This window comes from Pseudomonas sp. D47, assembly GCF_045447305.1.
In the GTDB taxonomy this organism is placed as follows: Bacteria; Pseudomonadota; Gammaproteobacteria; order Pseudomonadales; family Pseudomonadaceae; genus Aquipseudomonas.
Genome location: NZ_JBJGXU010000006.1, coordinates 81,099 through 106,540 on the forward strand (window position 1 = coordinate 81,099; position 25,442 = coordinate 106,540).

The 25,442-nt window shown below is 55.7% G+C and carries 28 protein-coding genes and 1 pseudogene; 28 read left to right on the plus strand and 1 reads right to left on the minus strand.

Translation table 11 applies throughout. The features are described from left to right. Positions 1-18 precede the first annotated feature (18 nt). From ACI77I_RS06910 to ACI77I_RS06980, 15 genes and pseudogenes are all read left to right on the plus strand, one after another. Entirely contained in the window at positions 19-1,830 is a 1,812-nt protein-coding gene (locus ACI77I_RS06910) for an SGNH/GDSL hydrolase family protein (protein ID WP_406997201.1), read from the plus strand. Between the two features lie 10 nt (positions 1,831-1,840). Then, the gene (locus tag ACI77I_RS06915) at positions 1,841-2,305 is read left to right on the plus strand and encodes a hypothetical protein (protein ID WP_167665344.1); all 465 of its coding nucleotides are present in this window, start codon (positions 1,841-1,843) and stop codon (positions 2,303-2,305) included. Then, on the plus strand, positions 2,302-2,991 hold the full coding sequence (locus tag ACI77I_RS06920; protein ID WP_167665345.1) for a hypothetical protein: 690 nt from the start codon (positions 2,302-2,304) through the stop codon (positions 2,989-2,991). Before ACI77I_RS06915 ends, ACI77I_RS06920 begins: the two co-directional genes overlap by 4 nt. Then, positions 2,991-3,407: a hypothetical protein gene (locus ACI77I_RS06925; RefSeq protein WP_167665346.1), complete on the plus strand. Its 417-nt coding sequence runs from the start codon at positions 2,991-2,993 to the stop codon at positions 3,405-3,407. Before ACI77I_RS06920 ends, ACI77I_RS06925 begins: the two co-directional genes overlap by 1 nt. A 4-nt stretch (positions 3,408-3,411) precedes the next feature. After that, entirely contained in the window at positions 3,412-3,660 is a 249-nt protein-coding gene (locus tag ACI77I_RS06930; protein ID WP_167665347.1) for a bacteriocin, read from the plus strand. A 57-nt stretch (positions 3,661-3,717) separates the two neighbouring features. Then, a complete protein-coding gene (locus ACI77I_RS06935) occupies positions 3,718-3,960 on the plus strand; it encodes a hypothetical protein (RefSeq protein WP_167665348.1) in 243 nt (80 codons plus the stop codon). Between the two features lie 119 nt (positions 3,961-4,079). Continuing rightward, the gene (locus ACI77I_RS06940; RefSeq protein WP_167665349.1) at positions 4,080-5,669 is read left to right on the plus strand and encodes a hypothetical protein; all 1,590 of its coding nucleotides are present in this window, start codon (positions 4,080-4,082) and stop codon (positions 5,667-5,669) included. After that, a complete protein-coding gene (locus ACI77I_RS06945) occupies positions 5,669-8,830 on the plus strand; it encodes a hypothetical protein (RefSeq protein WP_406997202.1) in 3,162 nt (1,053 codons plus the stop codon). The genes ACI77I_RS06940 and ACI77I_RS06945 overlap by 1 nt, the downstream gene beginning before the upstream one ends. Positions 8,831-8,906: 76 nt before the next feature. Then, entirely contained in the window at positions 8,907-9,647 is a 741-nt protein-coding gene (locus ACI77I_RS06950; protein ID WP_406997203.1) for a hypothetical protein, read from the plus strand. Positions 9,648-9,913: 266 nt separating this feature from the next. After that, entirely contained in the window at positions 9,914-10,420 is a 507-nt protein-coding gene (locus tag ACI77I_RS06955) for a hypothetical protein (RefSeq protein WP_406997204.1), read from the plus strand. A gap of 9 nt (positions 10,421-10,429) precedes the next feature. Continuing rightward, a complete protein-coding gene (locus tag ACI77I_RS06960) occupies positions 10,430-10,849 on the plus strand; it encodes a helix-turn-helix domain-containing protein (RefSeq protein WP_406997205.1) in 420 nt (139 codons plus the stop codon). Then, positions 10,824-11,405, plus strand: coding sequence for a hypothetical protein (locus ACI77I_RS06965; RefSeq protein ID WP_242152613.1), 582 nt, complete (start codon positions 10,824-10,826; stop codon positions 11,403-11,405). Before ACI77I_RS06960 ends, ACI77I_RS06965 begins: the two co-directional genes overlap by 26 nt. Before the next feature lie 71 nt (positions 11,406-11,476). Beyond that, positions 11,477-11,904, plus strand: a pseudogene (locus ACI77I_RS06970) (lysis protein). Positions 11,905-12,070: 166 nt separating this feature from the next. Continuing rightward, a complete protein-coding gene (locus ACI77I_RS06975) occupies positions 12,071-12,832 on the plus strand; it encodes a hypothetical protein (RefSeq protein WP_406997206.1) in 762 nt (253 codons plus the stop codon). A gap of 193 nt (positions 12,833-13,025) precedes the next feature. Further along, complete coding sequence (locus tag ACI77I_RS06980; RefSeq protein ID WP_406997207.1) at positions 13,026-13,256, plus strand: hypothetical protein; 231 nt, start codon at positions 13,026-13,028, stop codon at positions 13,254-13,256. A gap of 569 nt (positions 13,257-13,825) precedes the next feature. On the opposite strand, the gene ACI77I_RS06985 is transcribed toward ACI77I_RS06980, so the two are convergent. Further along, positions 13,826-14,101 carry a DUF3077 domain-containing protein gene (locus ACI77I_RS06985; RefSeq protein ID WP_406997208.1) on the minus strand — a complete coding sequence of 92 codons (276 nt, stop codon included), beginning with the start codon at positions 14,099-14,101 and terminating at the stop codon, positions 13,826-13,828. A 604-nt stretch (positions 14,102-14,705) separates the two neighbouring features. On the opposite strand from ACI77I_RS06985, the gene ACI77I_RS06990 reads away from it, so the two are divergent. The 13 genes from ACI77I_RS06990 (at position 14,706) to ACI77I_RS07050 (ending at position 25,363) form a co-directional block, all read left to right on the plus strand. After that, positions 14,706-16,022 (plus strand): AAA family ATPase, encoded by a 1,317-nt coding sequence (locus ACI77I_RS06990; RefSeq protein WP_406997209.1) that lies wholly within the window; start codon positions 14,706-14,708, stop codon positions 16,020-16,022. Between the two features lie 630 nt (positions 16,023-16,652). Continuing rightward, positions 16,653-17,387: an XRE family transcriptional regulator gene (locus ACI77I_RS06995; RefSeq protein ID WP_094949894.1), complete on the plus strand. Its 735-nt coding sequence runs from the start codon at positions 16,653-16,655 to the stop codon at positions 17,385-17,387. Between the two features lie 597 nt (positions 17,388-17,984). After that, entirely contained in the window at positions 17,985-18,323 is a 339-nt protein-coding gene (locus ACI77I_RS07000; RefSeq protein ID WP_083359891.1) for a phage holin family protein, read from the plus strand. 23 nt (positions 18,324-18,346) lie between these two features. Then, on the plus strand, positions 18,347-18,862 hold the full coding sequence (locus ACI77I_RS07005) for a hypothetical protein (RefSeq protein ID WP_406997210.1): 516 nt from the start codon (positions 18,347-18,349) through the stop codon (positions 18,860-18,862). Positions 18,863-18,865: 3 nt separating this feature from the next. Beyond that, positions 18,866-19,477, plus strand: a complete 612-nt coding sequence (locus ACI77I_RS07010; protein ID WP_263274614.1) for a phage baseplate assembly protein V — start codon at positions 18,866-18,868, stop codon at positions 19,475-19,477. A 9-nt stretch (positions 19,478-19,486) separates the two neighbouring features. After that, entirely contained in the window at positions 19,487-19,819 is a 333-nt protein-coding gene (locus ACI77I_RS07015) for a phage baseplate protein (protein ID WP_083359888.1), read from the plus strand. After that, a complete protein-coding gene (locus ACI77I_RS07020; protein ID WP_406997211.1) occupies positions 19,816-20,811 on the plus strand; it encodes a baseplate J/gp47 family protein in 996 nt (331 codons plus the stop codon). The genes ACI77I_RS07015 and ACI77I_RS07020 overlap by 4 nt, the downstream gene beginning before the upstream one ends. Next, the gene (locus tag ACI77I_RS07025) at positions 20,808-21,437 is read left to right on the plus strand and encodes a phage tail protein I (RefSeq protein ID WP_406997212.1); all 630 of its coding nucleotides are present in this window, start codon (positions 20,808-20,810) and stop codon (positions 21,435-21,437) included. The genes ACI77I_RS07020 and ACI77I_RS07025 overlap by 4 nt, the downstream gene beginning before the upstream one ends. After that, a complete protein-coding gene (locus tag ACI77I_RS07030) occupies positions 21,438-22,976 on the plus strand; it encodes a phage tail protein (protein WP_406997213.1) in 1,539 nt (512 codons plus the stop codon). Between the two features lie 14 nt (positions 22,977-22,990). Then, positions 22,991-23,416: a tail fiber assembly protein gene (locus tag ACI77I_RS07035; protein WP_083359884.1), complete on the plus strand. Its 426-nt coding sequence runs from the start codon at positions 22,991-22,993 to the stop codon at positions 23,414-23,416. A 98-nt stretch (positions 23,417-23,514) separates the two neighbouring features. After that, the gene (locus ACI77I_RS07040; protein WP_406997214.1) at positions 23,515-23,688 is read left to right on the plus strand and encodes a hypothetical protein; all 174 of its coding nucleotides are present in this window, start codon (positions 23,515-23,517) and stop codon (positions 23,686-23,688) included. A 2-nt stretch (positions 23,689-23,690) separates the two neighbouring features. Beyond that, positions 23,691-24,857 (plus strand): phage tail protein, encoded by a 1,167-nt coding sequence (locus tag ACI77I_RS07045; RefSeq protein WP_406997215.1) that lies wholly within the window; start codon positions 23,691-23,693, stop codon positions 24,855-24,857. Beyond that, entirely contained in the window at positions 24,857-25,363 is a 507-nt protein-coding gene (locus ACI77I_RS07050; protein ID WP_406997216.1) for a phage major tail tube protein, read from the plus strand. Before ACI77I_RS07045 ends, ACI77I_RS07050 begins: the two co-directional genes overlap by 1 nt. Positions 25,364-25,442 lie beyond the last annotated feature (79 nt).

Consider the following 25,442-nt stretch of genomic DNA (forward strand, 5'->3'; position numbering starts at 1 on the left):
TACATCTCAGGAAAAATTATGGCTACTCATATCTACCGCGCCGGAACGGTCTCTATTGCTGCGGGCGCAGTAATTGCGACCGGCGTCGGCACTTCATGGTTATCGAATGCCGTGCGCGGCGACGTTTTGGTGGTGCCGAGCGGTCAATGCTTCGAGCTGGTCACTGTGGAGACCGACACCCGCTTGACGCTGGACGCGGCTCCTGCTGGTGCCATTGCGAACGCACCCTATGTGCTGCTCCGCTTCGTCACCAACCAAAGCATTCGGGATCTGCTGGAGAAGATCGAAGAATTTTTGAAAGATCGCCAAGTCAGCCTGGCCGAATTCGCGGATTGGGCCACGGGCACCGCCACCGGCGGCCCGAACAAGGATGGCAAATACCCGCTCACTGATCGATACGGCAAAGTGACGATGGCTGAGTGCCCGGCGAAGCTTGCGGCGATGGCAGGAGCGGGGGGTGGCGGGGGTGGCGTAGGAACAGTCAAGCAGCTGAACGATGTGCTGCCCAGTCCCGAGGGCAAGTTGACGGTAACTGCGGGCGATATCGGCGCCGCCACGGCAGAGCAAGGCTCGAGGGCTGATAGTGCGGTGCAGAAGGCTCAGGCCAGGCTTTACCGGCCACTGCTTACTGACGTGCTGGTGCTGGGTGATAGTCGCGCATTCCAGTGCACCAAGGGCAACGTAGGCTTTACCGATTGGGCTGTTTCCGAAACAGGGGGGCTCGCCGCGTTTCCGCTGACCCTCAACAAAGGGATCGATGGCAACACCACGTCGCAAATGCTTGCCCGTCTGCAGGCGGATGTAATTGCGAACAGCAGCGCTTTCGACGTGATGGTGCATTTCGGCACCGGCAACGACCGACTGAACGGGATGACCCTGGAGCAAACAATCCGTAACTTGGAATACCTATATGCCGCGCTGCTCAAGCGTGGAAAGGTGGTTATTGCCATCGCCGAGACCCCAGTAATAGGGGCGAACGTGGGGCTGCCACCACAGCAGACAGCCAACCATTTCGCGGTTCACAACTGGTATCTAAACGTCGCGCCAAGCCTGGGCATCATCGTCGTGAATCCGTGGGATGAGATGGTCGACCCCGCATCAGGAGTGAGCTACTGGCCCAAAGAAGGTATGACCGGCGACGGCCTGCACCCGACCCCAATGGGGGCACTAATCATCGGCAGAAAGGTGGGTGAAGCGTTGAAACGACTATTCACCTTTCCGGCGATCCTTCCAACATCGAACGTTCTTTACGACGCTGCAGCGGTGCCCGGGGGCAGCCTGATCCCCAACGCGCTGTTGACTGGCACCAACGGCACGCTGGGCGCAGGAAGCAACGCTACGGGCCAATTGGCGACGTCCTGCACCCTGCAGGGTACAAACCTCAATGGTTTGGCGGTGACGGCGTCGAAAGAGGCTGCAGATATCGGGGAAAAGCAGGTTTTGCGTATTACCGGCATGCCAAGTGCAGCAACGCCGACGCTTATCCTGGAGCAGTCTGTGGACGTCTCCAAAGTTGCCGTTGGCCAGCGCTTACGCGCTATTGCCGGCTGGGAGTTCTCAAGCGTCAACACCAGCGTGCTGCAGGTTGCTCTGCAAGTCGTGGCAGTGAGTGCCAGCGGCACAACCATCGCTCAGATCGGCCAGAACCAGGAACTCAACCACGCCATGCCTATCGGCAACATCGCCGGAACATTGGTGACCCAGATCCTGGCGCTGGCCCAGGTGCCGACAAGCCTTAAGTTCAGGCTTTCCATCATTTTCAAAACAGGCACCGGCCAGGACGCAACAATCAAGCTGCGCCAGGTCGATCTGACCCGAATTTTCGTGTGAGGGCGAACCGATGAGTGAAACACAAGAGCAATTGCTAGCCCGGGTACTCAAGGGCCACCCCGATGCAATTTCGTTCTGCGAGACGCTGTTTTCTATTTCGCAGACCCTGGATGACATCGTGGACGGTGATAAGCCGCTGACCCCCAACGACGTCTATCAGGCGTTCTGGCTCGCGCTGATCGAGCTGCCCATCAATCCGTTCTACCGTCACTTTGAACATTTCGTTCGCCCGCTCATGGCTGGCGCGCTGCAGGATTGGCGCGACAGCGTCACGCTTGAGCGGGACGGCGACCATCATGGGCGCAGCCTGGCTTTTGTCCTCAGGGACCAGCTTACCGGCCTAGTGGTGCAGTGTGCGTATCTGGTCGGTGGCGCCGGCTGGATGGCAGAAGTATCTGCCGGCATTCGTCGACACTTTCACGATGAGACCTTTTCTGCCTACAACCAAGACCTGATCAAGCGAGGCGAATTATGAGCGGCGGCAGCAAGACCGATAACTCAATCCAGGATACGCCGGAGCAAAAGTATGCCGCGCAGGTGGCGGCCGAAAAGTGGAACTATGCCCAGGAGCGCCTGGCTCCGGTTGAAAATGCGTACATGAAGCGTGTTGACGACATGGATTCCGAAGGGAGCATGGCCTACGTCCGCGGCAAGACCAACGCTGGGACGCAAAAGGCGCTCAGCTCCGGAATGGAGCAACTGAACCAGGGTGTCACCCAGCAATATGGGCTGAACCCGAATAGTGGTCGCTTCACTTCTGCCCAGGGCGATCTGGCAACAAGTGTAGGGATGGCCGGCGGCGACACTATGGCGCGCGCGCAGTTTGAACAGAAAAGCCAAAAAATCGCCGGGCTCAGCAATGTCGCGGCGATTGGTCAGGGGCAATCATCCCAGGCACAGGCCGGCCTGAATACCGTGGCAAGCCAGGCAGCTCAGGATGCCCAAGGGGCGGCCTTCACCAACTTCAACCGCAAGTCAGCGAACCTACAACTCGCCGGCACGGCGCTAGGGGCAGTTGCTGGTGGCGTCTCCTACGGCCTCAATAATATGGCTCCAGCAAGGACAACCGCGGCCAATTCCACCGTTCTCAATCCATCAGGCACCAGCGGCAAGATTTATGACAATGTCGCAGGCGGTGCCAACTTTGCGGGCTACGCATAATGACCTACTACGTTGATCCGAGCGCCGCATTCGCCGGCAAACAAGGGGCCTCTAACGTTCTTGGGCAGCTCAGCCGAGCTCAGTGGGACGACTGGAAGGCGCGCTTTCAGCCATACGTCGACAAGCTGGCGAACATCGCAACCAGCGATTCTTTTGCCGGCGAACAAGCAGCGACCGCCACCGAGTCGGTGAACAAGTCGTTCGATAGCGCGAATCAAGGGCTCCAGCTACAGCAGCAGGGGATGGGCCTCGTCTTATCGCCAGCTCAACAGGCCGCGCAAGATCGGAAAATGCAGCTCGGTCGAGCTACGGGTTCGGTGGATGCGAGCAATAACGCACGAATCTCCGCGCGAGACCTGCAGGAGCAAGTCATGGCCGGCGGCATGGGCCTCAGTGGCCTGAAGCAGGGAGGGTAATGCTATGGCATACGGACTAGTTGGACTGAAGCAAGAAATGCAGGGTGAGGCCATGCAAGGTCTTTCCCAGTTGTCACAGCAGCAGCAACAGGCAAAGCTCGCCGAGGATCAGATGAATCAGCAGGCGAAGGCCAACACGCAATCCAGTCAGGTAGGCATGGCTACCACGGGAGCCATGGTGGGCTCCGCTTTTGGCCCGGTTGGTACTGCTATCGGAGCGGGAATTGGCTACATTGCAGGCTCTTTTATGTGATAGGTATAGTCAGATAGTCGCGATGTAATCGCTCTCTGTATAGGAAGGATGCCTGCTATGTATGTTGAATTTTTCACCGTGTTGGTAATTCTATGGTTCTTGGGGAGTTACATTTACAACTTTCATTTAGCATCTAAAGAGTGTGAGCGGCGAGCCCGGAAATATAACAAAGTAATGGAAGCGCTTGTCGAAGAGCTGGGTTATGCAAAATCCAGCCGGTTCTTTGACGAACACTCTATTTTCCCTTTTATGGAGGCGGGCGTAAAGAAAGGCAAGTGGGGTATTCGTCTTGGCTGGTAACTCGCATGGTTGAAGCGAGTCAGTGGTAAGCCACTGAATTATATCGAAAGCTACTAGAAGTCAAGTTATCAGCGGTGGACCATTAGGTTCAGCTGTTTCTTATTGTCGGGAGACAACAAATGGCAGGCGGATTAGATACCCGTGGCGGGATGGATGGATTCTCCCAAGGCTTCGGCCTGGTCACCAACTTACTCGCGCAAAAAGATCAAAAAGAGCTCCAGCGCGTGCAAATCGCGCAGCAGGCCGAGGATCGCCAGTACGGTCGAGATATTCAGCAGCAGGAGATGGGGCTACGCAAAGATGATCTTGCGTACCGTCGGGAGACAGACCAGCGTAACTACACTGATACGCAGGATCAGCGCAATTACCTGCGCCAGCGCGATTCGGACAACGCTTCGCGCCAAGATAGACAGGTCCAGGCAACTTACGGTCTGCAGGTCGCGGGCCAGCAGCAGGCAGCGGTGCGTATGCAGCACGAGGATCAGCGCTTTGATCTTCAGCAGCAACAGCTGACTCGCCAGATCGGACGGCAGGACAAAGCCGAAATGCAGAAGCAGGATGCGCTCACCGCGCAATCCGCCTACGCCAAGATTGCCGCGGGCGCGGATCTGGACGACAACGATCTTGAGGTTTTCAAGCGCAACCCTTGGATGGACCCCCGTCACGTCCTTTCCCCTACCATGCAGGGCGATGTAGCGACTGCTGGCAAGGTGTTCACCGGTGAAATCAACTCAAACTCGCCTGAGGCTTTGGACGCGGTAAATCGTATGTTTGCGCCGAACATTCAGCAAGGCGGAGGCGGCAAGAAGCGCATTGTGCAAGTGATGCCTGGGCGGACGGAGGGTACCGTTGCATTTGAGCTCGAGATAACTGGTGATGATGGGAAAAAATATACTGCCCCGATGACCAAGAGCCGCGGCACCGCCAATGATGCGGATGATGAAGTGCTCGAGATGCCCATCGAGAAATTGGTTGACCGTGTATCCGGGTACAAGCTGCTGAGTGGAGTCTTCAACACTCCCGAAAACAGGCAGGCCGCGTTGCGATACGGTCAGCAAATGGGGCTGGCCCCGAAAGATCAGATGAGCAAGCCCCTCGCGGCTCCGGTTCAAAAAGCCGAGGACAAGGATCTGGAGGCTATCGCCGCTGCATCCACCATGAACGATCAGCTATCGCGCATCGGCGAGCAGATCACGTCGGGGAAGCTCAACCTCGGCCCAGTCAATAACAAACTTGCAGCAGCACGTAATGCGATGGGCATGAGCACCGAGGAGTCGAGGAACTACGGCTCGCTGAACTCGACGCTTGAGCAATTGCGCAATGCCAGCCTGCGGCTCAACTCTGGAGTGCAAACGGATGGTGATGCCCAGCGCGCCTGGAATGAGCTCATCACCAATATCAACGACCCCGCGCTGGTGCAGCAGCGCCTGACTGAAATCCGGGCCCTGAACGAAAAGGCGATGGAGCTAAAAACCAACATGATCCAACAGCGCCGCCAAAACGCCCGGGCTGAACCCTTGGACATCGGTACCGTAATTCCTCAGGCGGGCCCGGCTCAGCAGCGAGGTTTGCAATTGCCGCAGGCAACTGCGCCGGCCCGGCAGCAGAGTGCCTCTGCGCCGAGCATCGCGACTGACGATGACTACAACCGCTTGCCGTCGGGCACGGTGTTCATCGATCCAAATGGAAAACAAAGGGTGAAACCATAATGGCCGCTTGGGAAGATGCTCCGCTCTATGACGCGGGCGCCGGCGCAACAGGCGCCGGCAATGTCGCAAAACCGGAAACCGCCTCTACCAGGCCAGCTTGGGAGGCTGCACCGCTCGCAGGCAAGGAAGAGCCCCGAGATCGCGGCTTTATCCAGGGTGTGAAGGAGATGTTCACGGGTTCCGAACGTCAGACGCGCGCCACTAAAGAGTTGCCGGAGTTGCAGAACTCCGGCCTGTTCAAAGGGCTCGATATCCCGGCTGGACAGCAGGCAGCACTTTTTGCAGCGCTGCCGACCACCACCGATCCGGGCGAAATTGCAAAAATGCTGCGCTCCAGCTCTCCCTACATCGGCATTTCTCAAGATGAAAAGGGCAACCTGATCGCGGCGAACAACAAGACCGGTGCTCAGGCGGTCATCAACAAGCCCGGGCTAACAGGGCTTGATGTTGCCCAGGCTGTAGGTATTGGCGCGGCATTCACCCCTGCCGGTCGTGTAGCAACATTGGCTGGTGGCGGTCTGGCCCGCCAGGCGGTGGTGTTGGGGGCGGGCTCTGCTGCTACACAGGCGGGGCTTGAGGGACTGCAAGAAAATGCCGGCGGCAATTTTGACGGCGGTGATATTGCAATTGCTGGCGCGCTCGGCGCGGCAACGCCATTTGTAGCGAGTGCTGCGGGCGGTGTTGTGGACGCCGGCAGGCGTGCAGTCAGGGCAATGCGAAATCCTGCTCAGGGCGAAAACGCTCAGCTTGTTCGAGCAGCTGAGCAGACCAACATCCCTTTGATGACTTCCGATGTATTTCCGCCTGAAACGTTCATGTCTCGAAGCGCGCAGGTAGCCGGTGAGCGAATTCCGTTCGCAGGTACGGCTGGTGCGCGGCAAGCACAGCGAGAAGCACGGATAGCCGCGGTTGAGGATCTCAATAATCAATACCCGCCACCCCAGGCTGATCAGATCATGGAAAGCCTTCAGGCAAGGGTGGGCCGCCGCCGTAAAGCTGCTGGTAACAGGATTGGCAAGTACGAGGCCCAGCTGGATCAGGTAGGAGTTGTGCCGTATGCCAGAACGACCCAAGCCGCGGATGACGCTCTTGCCGAGCTAAACCGGCCGGGGATTGTAGGGAGCCCGGAGGCGGCGAGCGAAATCCAGCAGTTCATGCAAACGCTGAACGCGGCACCGCAAACATACTCCTCACTCAGGGAGAACCGCACAGCGTTGCGAGACATCGTTAAGTCTTTCGACGGTGCCGCGCGAAGCCAGTTGCCGACAAGGGCTAAGGCGTTGCTGACGCGACTGCAATCGTCGTTATACGACGATATGAATGATGTTGCGCGGGCGAACCTACCGGCGCAAGACGTGCTCAAGCTTCGCCAGGCAAATGCGATTTATGGCGAGGAGACCGGGAAGGTCAGCAAGTCCCGCATGAAGTCTGTGCTTGATCGCGGAGATGTCACCCCGGAACTGGCCGAGAGCTTGTTGTTCAGTCGCAAGCCAAGCGAGGTTAGGAACCTTTTCCAGAGCCTCGACACGGAAGGCCGGCAGGCAGCGCGGGCAACCATTATCCAGAGACTTCTCAGAAACTCGCAGGGCGCTGACGGACTGTCTCCCGATCGATTCATCAATAACATGAACAAGATGCCGGCTCAGGCCAACATCTTTTTCAGGGATGCTGACCGTCGGCAGCTTGAAGGGTTGCGGCAGGTTTTAGATGCGACTCGGCGTGCGGGTCAGGCTGGCGTCATGACCAATACCGGGCAGCAAAACTACAGCATCGGAGGTTTTGCCGCTGCGTCCGCTGCCGGTCTCAAGGCGATCCCTATCGCTGGTTCGATCGGTGGGTTTGCACGACTTTACGAGAGCGCGCCAGTGCGAAACGCACTGATTCGTCTCGCAGAGAACCCAAATACTGGGGCGTCCGCTGCATCCGCCCGGGCTCTGGCCGCAAGGTTTTCTCCTTACATCCAGGCCTTAGAAGCCGGCGGTGGTGACGAGGACAACTCCGAGGCGACTGAGCCTGTGCAAAGGCCTGCCGCCGACGGGCAGCCCGTGCTGCCAGCATTGCAATCTGCCAATCCGACGCCGGAGCCGTCAGGTGGAGCTGCAGTGCTGCCCAATCAGGGCTTACAGCCGCAAGAGCAAGCACAGCAGGCTGATGACGATACTGGCTTGCCTGGGTCTGGCACAGGTGGCCTGATCACCGCCGGCAACATCGACCTGAACACCAGGCCAACGGTGCGCAATGCGGATGGCTCCATTAGCACCGTGCGCTCTATGTCGATCGGAGTTGACGGTAAGGAGGTTCTAATTCCGACCGTCAGCGATGACGGCAGGATCATGTCTGATCGTGAGGCGATCAAGACGTATGAGCGAACCGGTAAGCACCTGGGGGTCTTCAAGGATGTACAAAGTGCCGACGACTACGCCCAGAAGCTTCATGAGGACCAGGCGGACCAGTATGGTGACAAGGAAGACACACAGCCTACTGACCTGCTGCCTTCTTCTAAAGCAGATCGCGCGAGTTTGCCGCCGGCGGAAGCCCTGGATATTGCGGCGCGTGACGCAGCAACCTCTCCCGACAATAATCTCCCGGAACCCAGCACCGCCCAGAAAGAGGCGGGTAACTACCGGAAAGGCCATATCAACCTGCAAGGGCTGAATATTGCGATCGAGAACCCCCGCGGTTCGGAGCGCAAAGGCGTCGACAAGGAAGGCAATGAGTGGTCGCATTCAATGTCCGACCATTATGGCTACATCAAACGCACCACCGGCGCTGATGGCGACCAGGTTGACGTGTACGTTGGCCCTGAGCCATTCAGCCAGCGGGTGTTCGTCGTGGACCAGAAAGACCAAGGCTCGGGTAAGTTTGATGAGCACAAGGTCATGCTGGGCTACACCAGCCAGGCTGCGGCGATCAAAGCCTACAAATCCAACTTCGATAAGGACTGGAGCGTGGGCGACGTCACCGAGATGAAAATGCCGGAGTTCAAGGCCTGGCTTAAGGCCGGCGACACAGCAAAGCCTCTGGCGGCTGGCGCTTCCAAGCCAACCGTGAAAAGCATCAATGCCAAAATGGCAGCGGTGCGCCTCGGAGGTATGAGTGCCGAGCGCAAACAGCAGGAGTTGACCAAGCTGACCCAGGAACGGGAACAGCTTGCCAGTTGATGCAGCGCGGCCTGCTTGTATAGGGGCCGCTCCCCACTTTATCCGGCCGCGAGGCCCCACCCAATAGGTACTCCAGATGCCTGGACAATCTCCAGACTCGACACTTTTCACTGATCCGGACCGTTTGAAACCCGGGGAGCGAGAGCCGATCCGCGCACTGAATCCGCTTCCGTTGAACGGACAGGCGCTGTGTTCATGCAATTGCGGCTGGTTTGGCCCCGCCGGGCAGCGAAAGGGCGGCGCGTGCCCAGCGTGCGGTTCAACTACGGCTAAAGCGCCCAGCAAGGCGGTTACCCATGTTTACGAAGCCCTGGCCAAGCTGCTGAGCGACACCAGTGAACGACTTAAGGGCGCCCAGGTTGACTGCATATCACTGCGCGCGATGGTGGATCAGTCGGTCCAGAATTGCCGAATGCTTCAGGACGTCCAGACGCCACTCACCGCAAAGGCGGCTGCATTTGACGCCTCAATGAAGCTGATCGGCCTGCCGACGGATACTGCGCCTGATGTGTTTCCTGGGGTTGTTCAGGCCATTCTGCGCGACCAGCTTCGTTACACCATGCATCGCGATGTGCTGCGCCTCGATCAGGCCGCGTGGGATGCCGTGCAAGACTTCCCGCAATACAAAATGTCTGCCCTAGATTACGATCAGGCGGTCGACCGCCAGATTTCGCGCTGGCGTCAGATTCAGCATCAGGCGGAAATGCAACGCCAAACCGACAATAAGGTTGACGCTGAGCAACTTGAAGTGGCTGGCGAGCAGCCAGCCGGAGCCATAGAAAGCTCCGAGAAGGAACCTCCGGCATCTGTCCAATAGGATCAATGAGTGAGTAGTTTTCAGAAATCGGTTCTAGAGAGTGGAAACGGACAGCATGCGGGAGTTTCAAGGGGACGTAGTCACTTATCATTGATTTATAAGCTTTTTCATTAGCGATTTTTGATGCGGTCGGCGTCAATAATTTAGCTCCAGGTGGCGATTTGCTATTGCGCTGTGGATCCAATCTAAACCGCGAGTTATCTTCCTAACAATTCTTGCGGAATGGCTAAGTGAGAGTTAACCTGTGTGTTAATAAGAGGCGCAGCATGAAGCTAAGGACACTCACACGGACGTATCTTCTGGAGGCGGCCAGGATCGATCCGGCGAAAGCTCCTAGGATCACGAACCAGCCAATCTGGACGCCAGTGTTGGTGATGGGGGCCGGTAACGATCCAGATAAAACGCATCTGGTTCGTTCTATAAAGAAGGAGGTGGACGATAATGGAAAAAAGGGCTGCTTTCTGGTCATGGTGCAAAGTTTATTTGAGGCTATCGCATTAGAAGACTTTGGTAGTTTTTATGCGCAAAACTTGGTGGAGTATAAGAGTGCATTTAAGTTTGACTATAAAAACTCTCAACACCATTTAAAGGAGCTCAAGCGTGGAAAGAAGGATAGGATTTATGTGTACCCCTATACCGGGAAGCTTGGTCGCTTTCTGTTCGTTCTAGAGGTTGCGCATAAAAATCAAATGCAAACGGCTCCTGAGACCAAAAAATATGCTGAAGATATAATTAAAGAAATTCTAGATTCGAAATTAATGGTTTTTATTTGAGGTTGTATGATGAATAACGAACGTGTCGCGGAACAGATCGCTGAAGATATGGAGATTTTTGGTTCGACTCGTCGCGCTGCACCAGTTTTCGAAATTCGACGTTTGATGATTGAAAAAGGTATTCGTAACTCTGATGTGGCCGCTCGTCTCCGAGTCAGTGAGGCGAATGTATCCAGGATGCTCAGAGGGGACCAAAATCTCAAGATCGATACTTTGTACTTGCTTGCCAGTGCCGTAGAAGAGAAGTTGAATTTCAGCTTTTCTGATGAGGTTAGACCTGTTCGTGTGACCGGTAAGGTTAAAAGGACATGTGGCGAAGATACTTTCGACAATGATTACGCAGTTTTTTCCCTGAATCATGAATTGTTTTTGGAAATCGCTGGTGAGCTGGAGGAGCGCTCTAATGAAGCCGTCTTTGCTCTCGGTTGAGAAAGTATTTTTTTTGAAGGTTAGAGTTGATTCCAATCCTGATTGGCTCGGAGACTATTCTGATGAACTCCTTCAAATTGCTTTTGATTATAAAGGTAGTCGTTTTACGCGTAAAGTTGAGCTTGGTTACCCTGAAGATGAAATTAGTGATCCAAGAAATTTCTCCGTAGCATTAAATCTCCGTCTTGTTAAAAGTACCCAGGAAGATGGATTTGATCTTCCATATGATGTAGACATAACTGCCATGGCTTTGATCAGATATAGATCTGATCAGCACTCTGGGTCGGATCGTTTTAGAGTGGTGAGGCACGCTGCTTACACAATACTTTATGGCGCTATACGAGAAATGACATCTACTTTGACGGCTCGAAGCGTGCACGGCATGTGGTCCTTACCCGCCGCTGACTTCGCAAGCGCCGCTAGAGAAGAAGGCGAAGTTGATGAAGCTGAGCGTTTGGAAAGCATTGGGCAAGAAGCTACAGTGAAGGATGGCGCTTTAAAAAAAACCAAACGCCGTCCAAAGCAGAAAAATCAATCTAAATCTGACGTCGAGTAAGATTCAACCTTACAGCCGCCAAGCGTTCAACGGCCGGATAAGTTCCGGCTTCTTTTAAGCGGATTCCAATCATGACTCCCGGGCAGTTCCTGGAGGCAATCCTTCTGGCGATGGCAATCACCGCCGGCGACACCTGGAAAATTCGGGATAGGCGTTACGGCGGGAAGCTCGCAATCCAGGCTGGCCTGCACTAGGAAGACTTGGCGGCGATCAGTAACGCGGCTTCAGCCTAGGCTCGCGCCGAACAACTCAACCAAGGTGTTCTAAGCGATCGCCTGGTCACCGCTGATGTGCAGCTGTCAGTCCTCCCCGCCGACGTCCAGCCAGTGGCTGCAACGTGCCTACCGCCGCCGGCGCCGTCGGCTTGGTTCATGCACCCTGTAGAGCCCAACTTGATCCAGCGCATGCTCAAAGAATTATCGGCATCACCGACTACGGCGACCAAGGACTGATCGCGTTGCGGGCTTGCCAGGCTTATATCGCGGCTATTACCCATTAGCGCGCCGCCAATCGATCAGCGGTGCAATTCTCCTAAAGTCCGTGCTGTCATTTTGCCGAGCAGAAGAAATTAGGGCACCCTAACGTTCGCTCATCACAGGAGGCGCATCGTGACGATAGGGACATGCAAGCTGACATTGAAGCCCGGGAAGTTTGTGAAATCACACATGATTCCCCTGGCGTTCTCCGCTCCGAGTGAGGGGTGCTATTTTATCGATGGAGCACCGGGCGGTCGGCCGACCAGGAGGCCGACCAGTTGGTATGACCGTGAGCTGGTCATACGCTCCGGGGAAGACGTTCTCGCCGATTTGGATAGCTTTGCTGCGACTGAACTCCGCAAGGCGCGCTTAGTTTGGAGTGGTTGGGGGAAAGAAAAGGTACTCAAGGATAATATAATTCCATATCCGGAAACCGATCAGTACGTCCGTTTAGTTCCGAATTTGGACGTCCTAAAGTTACGAGTGTTTTTTCTCAGTTTACTTTGGAGAGCTGCGGCATCTCATATGCCGCAATACGCAGATATTGAACTACAGGAGTGTGTGCTGGAAAAACTTAGGTTGATGGTTGTAAACAACAACCCTTATCCTTTGAGTTTTTTGCCAGTACACCTGACTCAGATGGTAACTCGTGGGGCGCGCCACAATCTTGGCCCAATGAAAATGACGACCCCTCTAGACGCTGGCGCCGGGAATGGGCCATTGATGCTAAATAGCTACCGATTTTATTTTGATGGGTTGATAGTAAATATACATACAAATGTCTCGGAAAAGGTTCACGCGGAGGCGTCTGCCATTTATGTAGGTGGCGATGCCATCGTAATAGCAAACTGCATCAAGTTTGAAGACTCTTTCCAAGCGTCTAATATGATCCAGCATGGATGTGAGGCCTTTGCGAACCACCAACCTACTATGCTGAAGCTCCTCAAATAACCTCGTACCATTCTCGCGTTTTCGAGGGGTGTTTAGGGGTGGTTAACGCCCCTGAAACCCTTTAGAAGCCCCAGACCAAAAACGCCAGCCAATCGGCACCCTCTAGCTTTCCCTGGTGTGACGCGAGACGCAGGAATATTTACTGCGCATCTGGTAGCGTCAGACTACAAGCCTAACCGAGCGGGAGTACGGGATGTCAATCAAGGTTGCTGCACCACTCGTTAACGGCGATTTGTGGGATCCGTTCGGCGAGAGCGCGTCAGGAGAGGACGTTGTAGAACTGATATGTGGTGATGATCTGCGGCCGCCTCCCACGAGTGTGGTCATTAAGGTAACTACCGAATCGGGTAAGCGGGTGGAGGTGCGGATTCCGAACTCTGACACCGGCACCGCCAGCGTGAGGATTGACGGCAAGACCGTGTAGAAAATGGGCTGATTTTCTGTCTAAAACTAACCCTGTCTACCGCGTATTCACTGACCTAAAACGCGTATAAATGACGGTATGGTTTTAGACAGTTAAATGCTGAGGGCCGCGTAGCGCGTGGCCTATGCACTGTTCCAGCCCATACTGCTGCATCATCGGCGTGTGAGAGGACAGATCGGACGTGTTTTTACTCATTGGATAGTAGGCAAATTCGTTGAAAGTGATGGGGCAAAGAGGGCGCTTGGTCCAGTGTCGATCAGTTGCGCAGCGCGGGCTTCCAAACGACGCAGGCCGAATGTGGGAGCGGTCGAGCCTTAGCGAGGCTGCGAAGGGATCGCCGCGCAGTACCTGCAGGCCGCAGCCCCTGCATCGCTGAAGTTCGAAAGCTCAACATCGTGCCCAATCGGGGTCGCTTAACTGATTGGCATTGGGCGCTTGGCCCAGCATTTGTTGCGATGGGCGCAAGGTTAACACGTGAAGTCGGGGCTTCGCAGGTCGTAAACGGCTAGGTAAAACACAAAAAAGGGCGGCGCCTTTATATAAGCGCCGCCCTTTTTTACTGTCGGCCCTTAATGATTGTTGACGGGCGAATCCAACACCTTCACCACATCATCAATCACCGCCTTGACCATCTCCTGCAAGTAATGCGACGCCCAGGCGTAACGGTCCGTCTCCTTGGTCATCGCCGCATCTTCTGCGAGCTGCTTGGCAACGTGGAGGAGGTCGGAGGCGTGATGCAAGGCTTCGTGCAGGGAAACACCGCAGTTGACGCGGAATAGAGGTTGGTCGGAGTGAAAGGAGAAGGGGGTGACGCCGAGGGTGGTTAGATCTTGCGCAGTGCTCATAAAACACCCTCGAGCACGGAGGAAATGAACCGGGAAGGATGACGCCGTTTGGTGCGGTAAATGTAGAAGTACATAAGTGAAAGTTCCTTGATTTGAGGAACTGCCACGAACCTTCTCACAGGTTTGGGTGGCAGCTGTGCGCAGGGTGAGAAACCGGCAATCAAGGCAACCGGTAGACCCGAAGGTCTCCCACGCACAGCCGCCATAAAACGATACCGCAGACGAAAAAAAACGCCGCGATAGGGTTATTGGGCGCTTTGCGCCTTGATTTGCTCGGGTTCTCACGCCCGATCGCTGAATTTGCAGCGACGGGGGAGGTTAGCGTGATGGTGGGGTGGGTGCAACTGGGAATGGGGAGACCGTTTACTCGGCCAGTGTGCAAGCGGATTCAAGCTGAAGGATACGCTCAGAGATGAGCACCTAAAGCTGTAGAGTCAGGCATGATCAGCTATTTTTATCGATGTTCGAACGTGCATTATTTTAGGGTAGGCGTCCATAGGCGTCGCAGATTCTCGGAAATATATTTGTCTTATTCAGTTTTAACCCCGGTTCAGATAGCATCGTCATTACTCACTAATAATGTGTACACAATAGGTTGAGATAAATGGAAACAGCAAATCTACTAACGAAGATGGAAATTCCAACTCAGGAAGAAATCGTGGTGATCGGAGTGAAAGCGGGAGTTCCTGTTTTTATTTTGGGTCGCAACGGAACTGGAAAATCAGCTTTAGTTAATCATCTGGCTGCTGCGTGGGGGAAACAATGCATTTATATGCCTGGTTCGCGGCCTAGTTACTTTGAAAATGAAAGCTTGACCATGACTCCTTCATCTCGAAGAGATTATGGTGCAAGCCAGAACTATTATAATTCAACAGATACACGTTGGAAGTCCCTTGGTGGTACTGCTCGAAATGAGAAAGCTATTCACGATCTTCAAATGGCTGAAACACAATACAAAATAGATGCTGCCAATCAAATAAAATCCGAGGGAGGAGGTTCGGTTGCTGTTATACGTCTGCAGACAGATAACTCTCCTTTAGATATTGTTAATTCAGTATTGTCGCAAGCTAACATCTCAGTGCAACTACAGATTTATGGTGGTGAATTACGTGCGAGTCAAGATGGGGCGCTTTACAGTTACGCGCGAATGTCTGATGGAGAGAGGTCTGCACTTATATTTTCAGCAGAGGTAGTTGCAGCGCCATCGGGCTCGGTATTCTTAATTGATGAGCCTGAATTGCATCTGCACCCGTCGATTGTTATTGCGCTTATTAAAGCGTTAATACTCACGCGGCCTGATTGTGGTTTTGTTGTTTGTACGCATGAGCTTAAACTACCAACTGCTGTCCAAAATAGTCATATAGTTTTAGTGCGAGGCTGCGCTTGGCAAGAAGGAGGAAATGTCCGTTCCTGGGAGGTTGATGTCATTGAGGATCTAGGAGATATTCCTGAGTGGCTATGGGTAGATGTGGTCGGCGCTCGTCGAAAAATACTTTTTATTGAAGGGAATGATAAAACTAGTTTAGATCAGCCATTATATTCCTTGTTATTTCCAGGGGTTTCCATCATACCAATGGAGTCCTGTAAAGATGTGATGAGGGCAGTAGAGGGACTGCGCGCCATCGAGGGTGAACATCGAGCTGAAGCGTTTGGTCTTATAGATCATGATGGTATGACTGAACAGCAAGTGAAGAAGTTTGAAGAGGGTAGTATTTTTCCCCTGCCGGTTTTTTCAGTTGAAAGTCTCATCTACTCTCAGGAAGCGCAGGAGGCGATAGCTGGGTTGCAAGCCGAAATTTTAGGTTTGGATTCGCGACAACTATTGAGTGAGGCACGGCAAAGTGCGATTGAATCTTTAACAGGTGTTGGAAAAAAAAGAGCACTTAGCAGGTCGGCTCGCGGAGCGATATGTGCGAGATAAAATATTATCTATTATCCCTTCACGCCAACAGCTGATGAGTTGTGACAGTGGGGAACTGAATATTCAGATAGAGTCACCATATAAGAGTGAACTTGAACGACTAGCAGGTCTCGTTGAAAGCAGTGAGTTGCAGGAGATTGTAAGTAGATACCCAGTTCGCACTTCTAACGTTTTAAATTGTATCGCGCGGGGTTTGAGGTTCAACGGTCGCGACGACTATGAAAGAGCTGTTTTAAGGCGCGTATCGACGGATTCAAATTTACGTCAAGCATTGAAAATTAAACTAAAAAATCTTGCAGATCAGTTGTTGTGATCTGCGCGGAATTTCCGATGTTCACGAGTGAAGTAATCGTTGGATTTTTTATCGACCGAAGCGGCTTAGATGTCATGGGACAACTAGTTTCAGTGGAAATCCCTGCCGATGGAGATTGGCTGCCGCCCGTCGAGATATCTTGAAAACTAGGATTACTCGAAGGCCAGTTTCTGGCCGAAAGCGGCCTTTCAAAGGTTGAAATTGTCGATTGCGTATTGCCACCGCCTACTGATGTGCCGTCTAAAATTTCTTGTTGCTGCATAAAATATGCAAATCAGCATTTGCCAACCTAGAAAATTCCATCCAGTATTCCCCTTATGCAAAAACGCAACGTTTCAACCGTCTTAAGAGAACTCCTAGACCGCGACCGGATCTCCCCCACGGAGCTTCACCGGCGTACCGGCGTGCCTCAATCCACACTCTCGCGGATCCTCAGCGGCAAGATCGTTGATCCGTCGGACAAGCACATCTCGCGCATTGCCGAGTACTTCCGCGTCAGCACCGACCACTTGCGCGGGCGCGCGGCGGTGGGGGCTTTGCGGGATGACGGGCGCGACCCGATGCATTCGGAACTCAAGGACATAAGCCTGTGGGACGACGACACGCCCGTTAATGATGACGAGGTGTCGATCCCCTTTCTGCGCGAGGTTGAATTGGCTGCTGGATCAGGAAGATTCGTCATCGAGGAAAGCGAGAAGGCTAGCCTGCGTTTCGGCAAGCGCAGCCTGCGGCATAACGGTGTGCAGTTTGACCAGGCCAAGTGTGTGACGGTGCGTGGCAACAGTATGTTGCCGGTGCTGCGCGACGGCGCCACGGTCGGGGTGAATGCGGGCAAGAGTGGCATTGGCGATATCGTCGATGGCGACTTGTATGCCATCAACCACAATGGCCAGCTGCGGGTGAAACAGCTCTATCGCCTGCCTTCGGGGATTCGCCTGCGCAGTTTCAATCGCGATGAACACCCGGATGAGGACTACAGCTTCCAGGATATCCAGGATGAGCAGATCAGCATCCTCGGTCATGTGTTCTGGTGGGGCATGTACGCCCGTTAACCTCCTTACGTAAGACAAAGCCCGCCAGTGCGCGGGCTTTTTTTCGCCTGTAGAAAACCGCCAAACCCTTAACCCAGAAGGGCTGAAATGCACCCATGCATTTCGATAGTGAAAATAAATGCATTTGTGCATTGACTGTATATGCATACATGCATATTCTTCATCTCAAGCCAGCCAACAAGGCCTGGTGGAGGCGGCAAGGATGCTGCCAAGGAAGACAAGGAAGGCACGCAACATCGGCAAGGACGCCATCGAAGCGATGGCAGGGATGCCAGGCAACACCGGCAAGGATGCCGACGCTCTTTAGTTTCACCGCTTCAAAAAACAGGCAGCGATGAACCGGCCTTAACGGTTCAGAGGGTTGGCAACTGACCCGGGTGTGCAGCGTAAAGCACCAGAAGCAGTTATCCGGCAGACAGGGATCGTGGTCGGAAAAACATTGAGGAAAGAACCGTACCGCGCCAGTAGCGCCGAAGGTTCGAGGACATCATTACTGAAAAGCCCGGGCAACCGGGCTTTTTGGAATGCCTACCGATAAATGGATTTACCCCAACAAAGCCGGCACCGCGCCGGTAATGCTCAGCCAGGAGGCGTGACATGACAAACGAGCAGCAAGCGTTAGCGGAAATGCCTATCTGGCTGGTGATCGCACTGGCCGTGATCGGCGGTGTATCCGGCGAAATGTGGCGCGCCGACAAGGAGGGCGCGCGGGGTTGGTCGCTGATTCGGCGCCTGGCCTTGAGGTCCGGGGCGTGCATGGTCTGCGGGGTGTCAGCCCTGATGCTGTGTTACGCCGCCGGCATGTCGATCTGGACGGCCGGCGCCATTGGTTGCCTGACCGCCATGGCCGGTGCGGATGTAGCCATCGGCCTTTATGAGCGGTGGGCGGCCAAGCGCATCGGCGTCAACGAAGGCTCCCGCCAGGACCCGCAGTAACCGTTGCAAGGACGCTACTCAAAATGACGCTTATCGAAAAACCCTCCCAACTGCCCCAAGCCATTGGCGACGCACTGCACGCCGCGTTCCCGGACCTGAAGGTCGGCACTCATCAAGACTTTCAGGGCGCCGAGGATAAAACCGGCGTATTGATCACGGTCGAGGGCAACGGCCCGGGCATTCGCTCCCGCGAAGGTCGTAAAGCCCACGCCTTGGCCATTTCGCTCAGGGCCATGGTCGCGCCGGGTGCATTGCCGTTTGATGCCTGCGACCTGGCCAGCCAGCTCATGGACCTGGTGCTGGATAACCGCTGGAACCTGCCGCAGGCACAGTGCGATTTGCCGACGAATATCGTCGCCGCTCCCTCTCTGCGGGCCACTGCGCAAACGGACTACGACACTTGGACCGTTTCCTTCACGCAAACCCTCTATCTCGGGCCGGTGCTGCTCAACGATCCCACAGGCCAGCCGCTGTTTGCCCTCACTTGGGAAGTGTCGAACATCAACGACCCCGATCAATACAAACCACTGGCGGAGTAGCCCATGTTTGACGCGCTGTTACGCATGCAACTGGGGCCGATCATCGAGCGTTTAGTGGAGATGGAAACCCAACTCGAAGACTTATACCGACGCGCCGAAAGTTTCTGTCGAATCGGCGTGTGCCAGGAAGTCGATGCTGCCAGCAACACTTGTAAGGTCAGCCACGGCGACTTGCTCACGCCGGCGATCCGCTTCTTCAACCCTAGCGCCGGTGCGCAGACCGAAACCCGCATCCCCACCGTGGGTGAGCAATGCCTGTTGCTCAACTACGGCGGCGGTGAGGGCGGCTCGCAGTCAGTGGCGTTGTTTGGCCTCAACAGTGATCGCTTCCCGCCGGTTTCCAGCGTGGCGACGCTGACCCGACGCCGCCATCAAGACGGCACCCAAAGCGACTACGACGACGCCAGCCACACCTTCAACTGGGTCAACGGCCCAACCACCTTCAGCGGTTCCCGCGAACAGGTCGACATCAAGGTCGGCGCCGCCAGCCTGACGATGAGCGCCCAGAACATCACCCTGCAAGTCGGCGGCACCAGCCTGTTGCTGGATGCCGGCGGCGCGCACTTCAGCGGCCCGGTGGTGGACCACCAAGGACGCGTCATCAGCCCCCGATAAGGACATCCCATGATCGGAATCGATCGAAACACCGGGGCAGCCGTCGATGACTGGCTGCAATTCGTGCAGCGCGCCACCCGAGCGTTGACCACCCCTTTGGGCACCCGCCAGAAGCGTCCGCTGTATGGCTCGATGATCCCGCAACTGCTGGGCCAGAACCTCGGCGACGACCTGCTGATCCTCGCCCAAAGCCACGCCGCCCAAGCGTTCTACAACGCGCAGAACGGCATCGGCGACTTCCAACCCCAGGTCATCGTCGCCACCCGCCAAGGTGCCGGCCTGTTGCTGCGTTTTGCCGGCACCTGGAAAAACCGCCAACAAACCTTCGAGGTCGTGACATGAGCATGTTGATCCCCGGCCAGAACCAACTGGCGGAGCCGGCCATCGTCGCGGTGGATGAGTTCGAACCGTTGCTGGCTGAATTCAAGGCGTTTGTCGTCGATTATGTCGCCACCCGTGCGCCGCAAAGCGCAGCCAAACTCAAGGTCAGCCTCGACAATGAAAGCGAGTTACTGACCCTGGCCCTGGAAGCCTTTTGCGTGCGCCTGCAAACCCACGAGCGCAAATACAACGCGCGTATCAAGCAGATGCTGGCGTGGTGGGCCACCGGCAGCAACCTGGATGCACGCCTGGCCGACATGGGCCTGGAGCGCCAAGTACTCGACCCCGGCGACCCGGCGGCTTTCCCACCTGTGCCGCCGACGTTGGAAAGCGATGACGATGCGCGCCTGCGTTATTACCTGGCGCCACATGCGCCGGCCGCAGGCTCGCGGATGCAGTATCGCCGCGAGGTTTTTACCCTCGGCGAGCGGCCTTCGGTGAACGTGCAAAGCGCGACACCGGGCGTGGTGACGGTCAGCTACACCTTTGATCCGGACGGCTATGCGGCCCAGGTCAAGGATGGCAATGGCCGTCGTACTGCGCCGGGGGAAGTGATGGTCACCGTGCTTTCTCGTGAGGGCGACGGCACGCCGTCTGCCGATTTGCTTGACGGCGTTCGGCGCCATTTCGCACGGCCGGATGTACGACCGGAGACTGACCTGGTCAGCGTGCAAGGTGCGCACATCCTGCCGTACAAAATCCGCGTGGTCGCCAAAATCAACGCCGGCCCGGATTCGGGGCTGACGCAAGTCGCTGCACAGAAACTGCTGCAGGACTACGCAGAGTCTTGTCATCGGCTGGAAGGGCGGGTGGATCCGAGTTGGATCGACTATGCGATTCACAGTGCCGGTGCTGCGCAACTGCAGATCCTAGAGCCTCTGGCGCCGATCGTTGCGACGGCCTTCCAGGCGCCGTTCTGCACCGGGGTTGAAGTGGAGGTGCGCACGCTATGAGTGAGCGCAAACCGAGCCTGTTGCCCGCCAACAGCTCGCCTTTGGAAAAAGCGCTGGATCAAGTCTTCGGTCAGTTACTCGAGCGAGTCATGCCGCCGTTTCCCGAGTTGATGAACCCGACGCATACCCCCGCCGATTTTTTACCGTATCTGGCGGCTGACCGAGGGGTAAACGAGTGGAGCGCTACTGCTCCAGAGGTCGAAAAGCGCGCAACAGTAAAGCTTGCCTGGCCGACCGCTCGGCAGGCAGGCACGCGTAAAGCGCTTGAGAACGCGGCCAAAGGCCTGCAACTGATCCCCGAAATTCGGGCCTGGTACGAACAGTCACCGCGAGGCAAACCTTATAGCTTTGCCATCAGGGCTTTCTCCGAGCTGCCCTACAGCGAAGAAATCGATGCACGACTGGACCGGCGCCTGGCAGAGGCTAAAAGCGAGCGCGACATTTTTACTGTCACGGTGGGTTTGAGCGCGTTTGGCAGCCACTCCATCGGTGCGGCTACCGTCTGCGGTGAGCTGACCACTATTTATCCGATTGTTATCCAGGGGCTCGAAGCGTCCGGCGTGGTCTTTATGGCTGCGGGGCTCTACACCGTCGAAACCGTCACTATTTATCCACAGGGGTCCTAAATGGCCGACTTTTATACCCTGCTGACCAATGCAGGGATTGCTTATGAAACTGCCTGCAAAGCTGCTGGCGTACCCATCAAACTCGCGCAAATTTCAGTCGGTGACGGCAATGGCGCCGTCTACAACCCCGACGCCACGGCTAAAGCGCTGAAGCGTGAAGTGTGGCGCGGGCCGTTGAATGCGCTGTTTCAGGATGAGAAAAATCCGAGCTGGTTGCTGGCCGAGGTGACGATTCCGTCTGAGGTTGGTGGGTGGTATGTGCGCGAGGCCGGGCTTTGGACTGATACCGGCGTTCTTTACGCAATCGTTAAATACCCGGAGTCGTTCAAGCCGGTGTTGGCGACGTCGGGTTCGGGGAAAGAGTTCTATATTCGCTCGATTTTCGAGACCAGTAATGCGTCGCTGGTGACGTTGTTGATTGATGACACGGTGGTCAAGGCGACGCGGGCTTGGGTGACCGGTTATGTGGCTGATGAGTTGGCCAAGCTTGATGCGAAACAGTCTGTGCGCGTGGCGACTACGGCAAATATCACTCTGAGTGCAGCGCAAATTATTGATGGTGTTGCGGTTGTGGCGGGTGATCGGGTTCTCGTTAAAAACCAGACAGCCGCGAAAGATAACGGCCTTTATGTTGTGATGAATGCAGCATGGGTTAGGACTAAAGATGCGGACGCCAGTGCCAAGGTGACGTCAGCGATGACGGTGTCGGTTGAGCAGGGTACGACGCTTGCTGATACGATTTGGCAGCTGGTTACGGATGGGGCCATCGTTCTGGGAACAACAGCTTTAGCTTTTCAGAATGTGACGCAAGGATTTGCGCCGCTCAACTCTCCGGGTTTTTTGGGTACACCTATGGTGCCTACAGCGCCTCGGTTCAACGTGAGTAACATACTGGCGAGCACTGAGTTTGTGCAGCGAGCGCTGGGTAACCACAGTGACGTTTCCGTGATGTCTGTTAGTGAAACCTTAACGTCGCAGTTTTTCGGAAGGGCATTACTACTAAACTCAGGCACCGAATTTACTGTAACTCTACCGCCCTCCAGTTCTGGACCGTTGGGTGGTGTGATTTCTATCCAGAACATAGGCACGGCGAACGTGAAGTTGTTACCTTCGGGTGCTGATACTTTAATAGTTACAGTGATTAGATCGCAGACGAGCTTGGTCATCCCGCCTGGCTCGTCGGTGGATTTGGTCTTGCAGGGAACTAACTATTTCATGTCGGGCACGTCGGTATTGAAGTTAGCTACCGAGTTTGCCGCCTCGCTAGACTACTCCGGCTACAAGAAGGAACCCAGTGGGTTGATTACCCAATGGGGGAGCACCGTTTCGTCCGGGACTCAGTCGGGAAACTGGTCGGCAACGCTGCCAATAACGTTCCCGACGGCCTGTCTAAGTGCATCCATTTTAGGAAACGGGGGGGCAACGACGTTCTCTGTTTTGCCGATGACGACTAACGCACTTATGGCCACCGCGATGAACTCTATGACGGGCGAGAAGCTTTCAAATCTTGGTGGGTTTTTCATCGCTGTTGGGTACTGAATAAGGGGAATAGCATGTTTGCGTCAAAAGCTAATCGTGGTTTTTTTGACCCCGAAATTAATGATTTCATACCGGAAGACGCGGTAGAAATTTCCTTGGAAAGGCATGCCGAGCTGCTTGCTGGGCAGTATGAGGGCAAGATCATTGCCTGGGGGGATGATGGCTTTCCTTTGCTGGTTGAGCCTCCACCACCCAGTGACCAGGAGCTGACTGCCTCTGAGCGCACTTGGCGCGATATTCAATTGGCGGCTACCGACAGCGTAGTGACTCGTCACCGGGATGAGCTTGAGGACGAGTCAAAAACCACGCTCACCGCTGAGCAGTACTCCGAGTTGCAAGCCTACCGTCGCGCCTTGCGCAAGTGGCCAGAGGTTGGCGAGTTTCCCTTGAGCGAGCACCGCCCCCCGGCGCCGATCTGGCTCTCAACGCTACTCCAATAAATGCCCCGCTCTGACGGGGCGTTTTCTTTTCTGGCTGTCACTTTTCGATAACCCAACAAAAAACCGCGCTGCGGTTTTTTTATACCCGGAGATCCACTATGGCCAACCGCCAAACCTACACCGTCCTCATCCCATTCCCCACCGGAGGTGGCCATTGGTCCACCGCCGGCCAAGAGCTGGAACTGCTGGACGTCGAAGCATCTGCTCTACGCACCGCCGGCCGCCTGGAACTCACCAGCGCCCTCAACTCCACCCCCAAGAAGGCTGACTAACCATGGCTGAGGTTTTGAACTTCGAGCACAACGGCATCACCGTAAATGCCACCGAATCCCCCGAGGCCATGGGTGGCCTTGGTGATAACGTCATCGGCCTGGTCGGCACTGCGCCGAATGCCCACGCGTCGATCCCTAAAAACGCGCCGTTCCGCATCAACAGCTTCACCACCCAGGCGCTGCTGGACCCGACCGGCGCTGAGTCGGGCACGCTGTTCCAGGCTGTTTACCAGATCCTCAAAGTGGTGAAGGTGCCGGTCTACGTGGTGATCGTGGAGGAGGGCGCAACCCCGGCCGACACTGTCAACAATGTGATCGGCGGCAATGAGCCAGCCACCGGCCGCAAACTGGGCCTGGCTGCCCTGAGCAGCGTCCCGGAAGACCTGACCATCATCGGCGCCCCTGGCTTCACCGGCACCAAAGCCGTGGCCGGTGAGTTCGCCTCCTTTGGCAAGCGCATCAAGGCCCGTGTGGTGCTCGATGGCAAGGACGCGTCCGTCGCCGACCAAGTGACCTACAGCGGCGAGCTGGGCGGTGCCGACCTCGGCTTTGACCGTTGCCTGCTGGTGCACAACATGCCGTCGGTGTACTCCAAGGCAGCCAAGAAGAATGTGTTCTTGTCGCCATCGTCGCTGGCCATCGCCGCTTTGGCCAAGGTCAAGCAGTGGGAAAGCCCAGGGAACCAGGTGACGTTTGCCGAGGACGTTTCCCGCGTGGTCGAGTACAACATCCTCGACACTTCCACCGAAGGCGACCTGCTCAACCGTTATGGCGTGAGCTATTACGCGCGCACCATTCTTGGCGGTTTTTCGCTGCTGGGTAACCGTTCCATCACCGGCAAGTTCATCAGCTACGTGGGCCTGGAAGATGTGATCAGCCGCAAGCTGGTCAAGGCCGGCCAAAAAGCCATGGCCAAGAACCTCACCAAGTCCTTCATGGACCAGGAGGTCAAGCGCATCAACGACTGGCTGCAAACCCTGGTCGCCGACGAAACCATCCCCGGCGGCAGCGTGTACCTGCACCCGGAATTGAACAGTGTCGAGAAGTACAAAAACGGCACCTGGTTCATCGTCATCGACTACGGCCGCTACGCGCCGAACGAACACATGATTTATCAACTCAATGCCCGCGATGAAATCATCGAGCAGTTCCTGGAGGACGTTCTTTAATGTTTACCAACCGTGTAAGACAGGCCATTGCGGCCACCCTTCAAGGCCTGCCGTTGTCCGCGACGGTGGAAGAATTCACCCCGCCGAAGATCGAGTTCGACATGGAACCGATGTCTGGCGGGCGTTTTATTGCCGAAGAAATGGCCAAAAGCGGCAAAGTGCTCAACGCCACGCTGGTGCTGCAAGGTGCCGGCCCGGAAATCATGCTGGCCCTCGGCGTGCGCTTGGGTGACGACATCCTGCTGAACGTGCGTGAAGCCGGCCAGGACCAGGATGGCAAGACGTACTTCACCTATCACACCGTCGGCGGCAAGTTGAAATCCCTGCAGGAGGCGAAGCTGAAGATGGGCGACAAGGCCACCACCACGCTGGAGCTGTCCTGCCGCACGTACAACCGTTTGGAAAACGGCATTTCGGTGATCGACATCGACGTGCGCACTCAGAAGTTCGTGCTCAACGGTGTCGACATTCTCGGCGATGCGCGCCGCGCCGTATTGATGCCTTAACGACGACGGTGATCTGAAGTGGGCACAGTCAATGTGGGAGCCGGGCTTGCCCGCGATGCAGGCTACTCGGTGTGTCTGG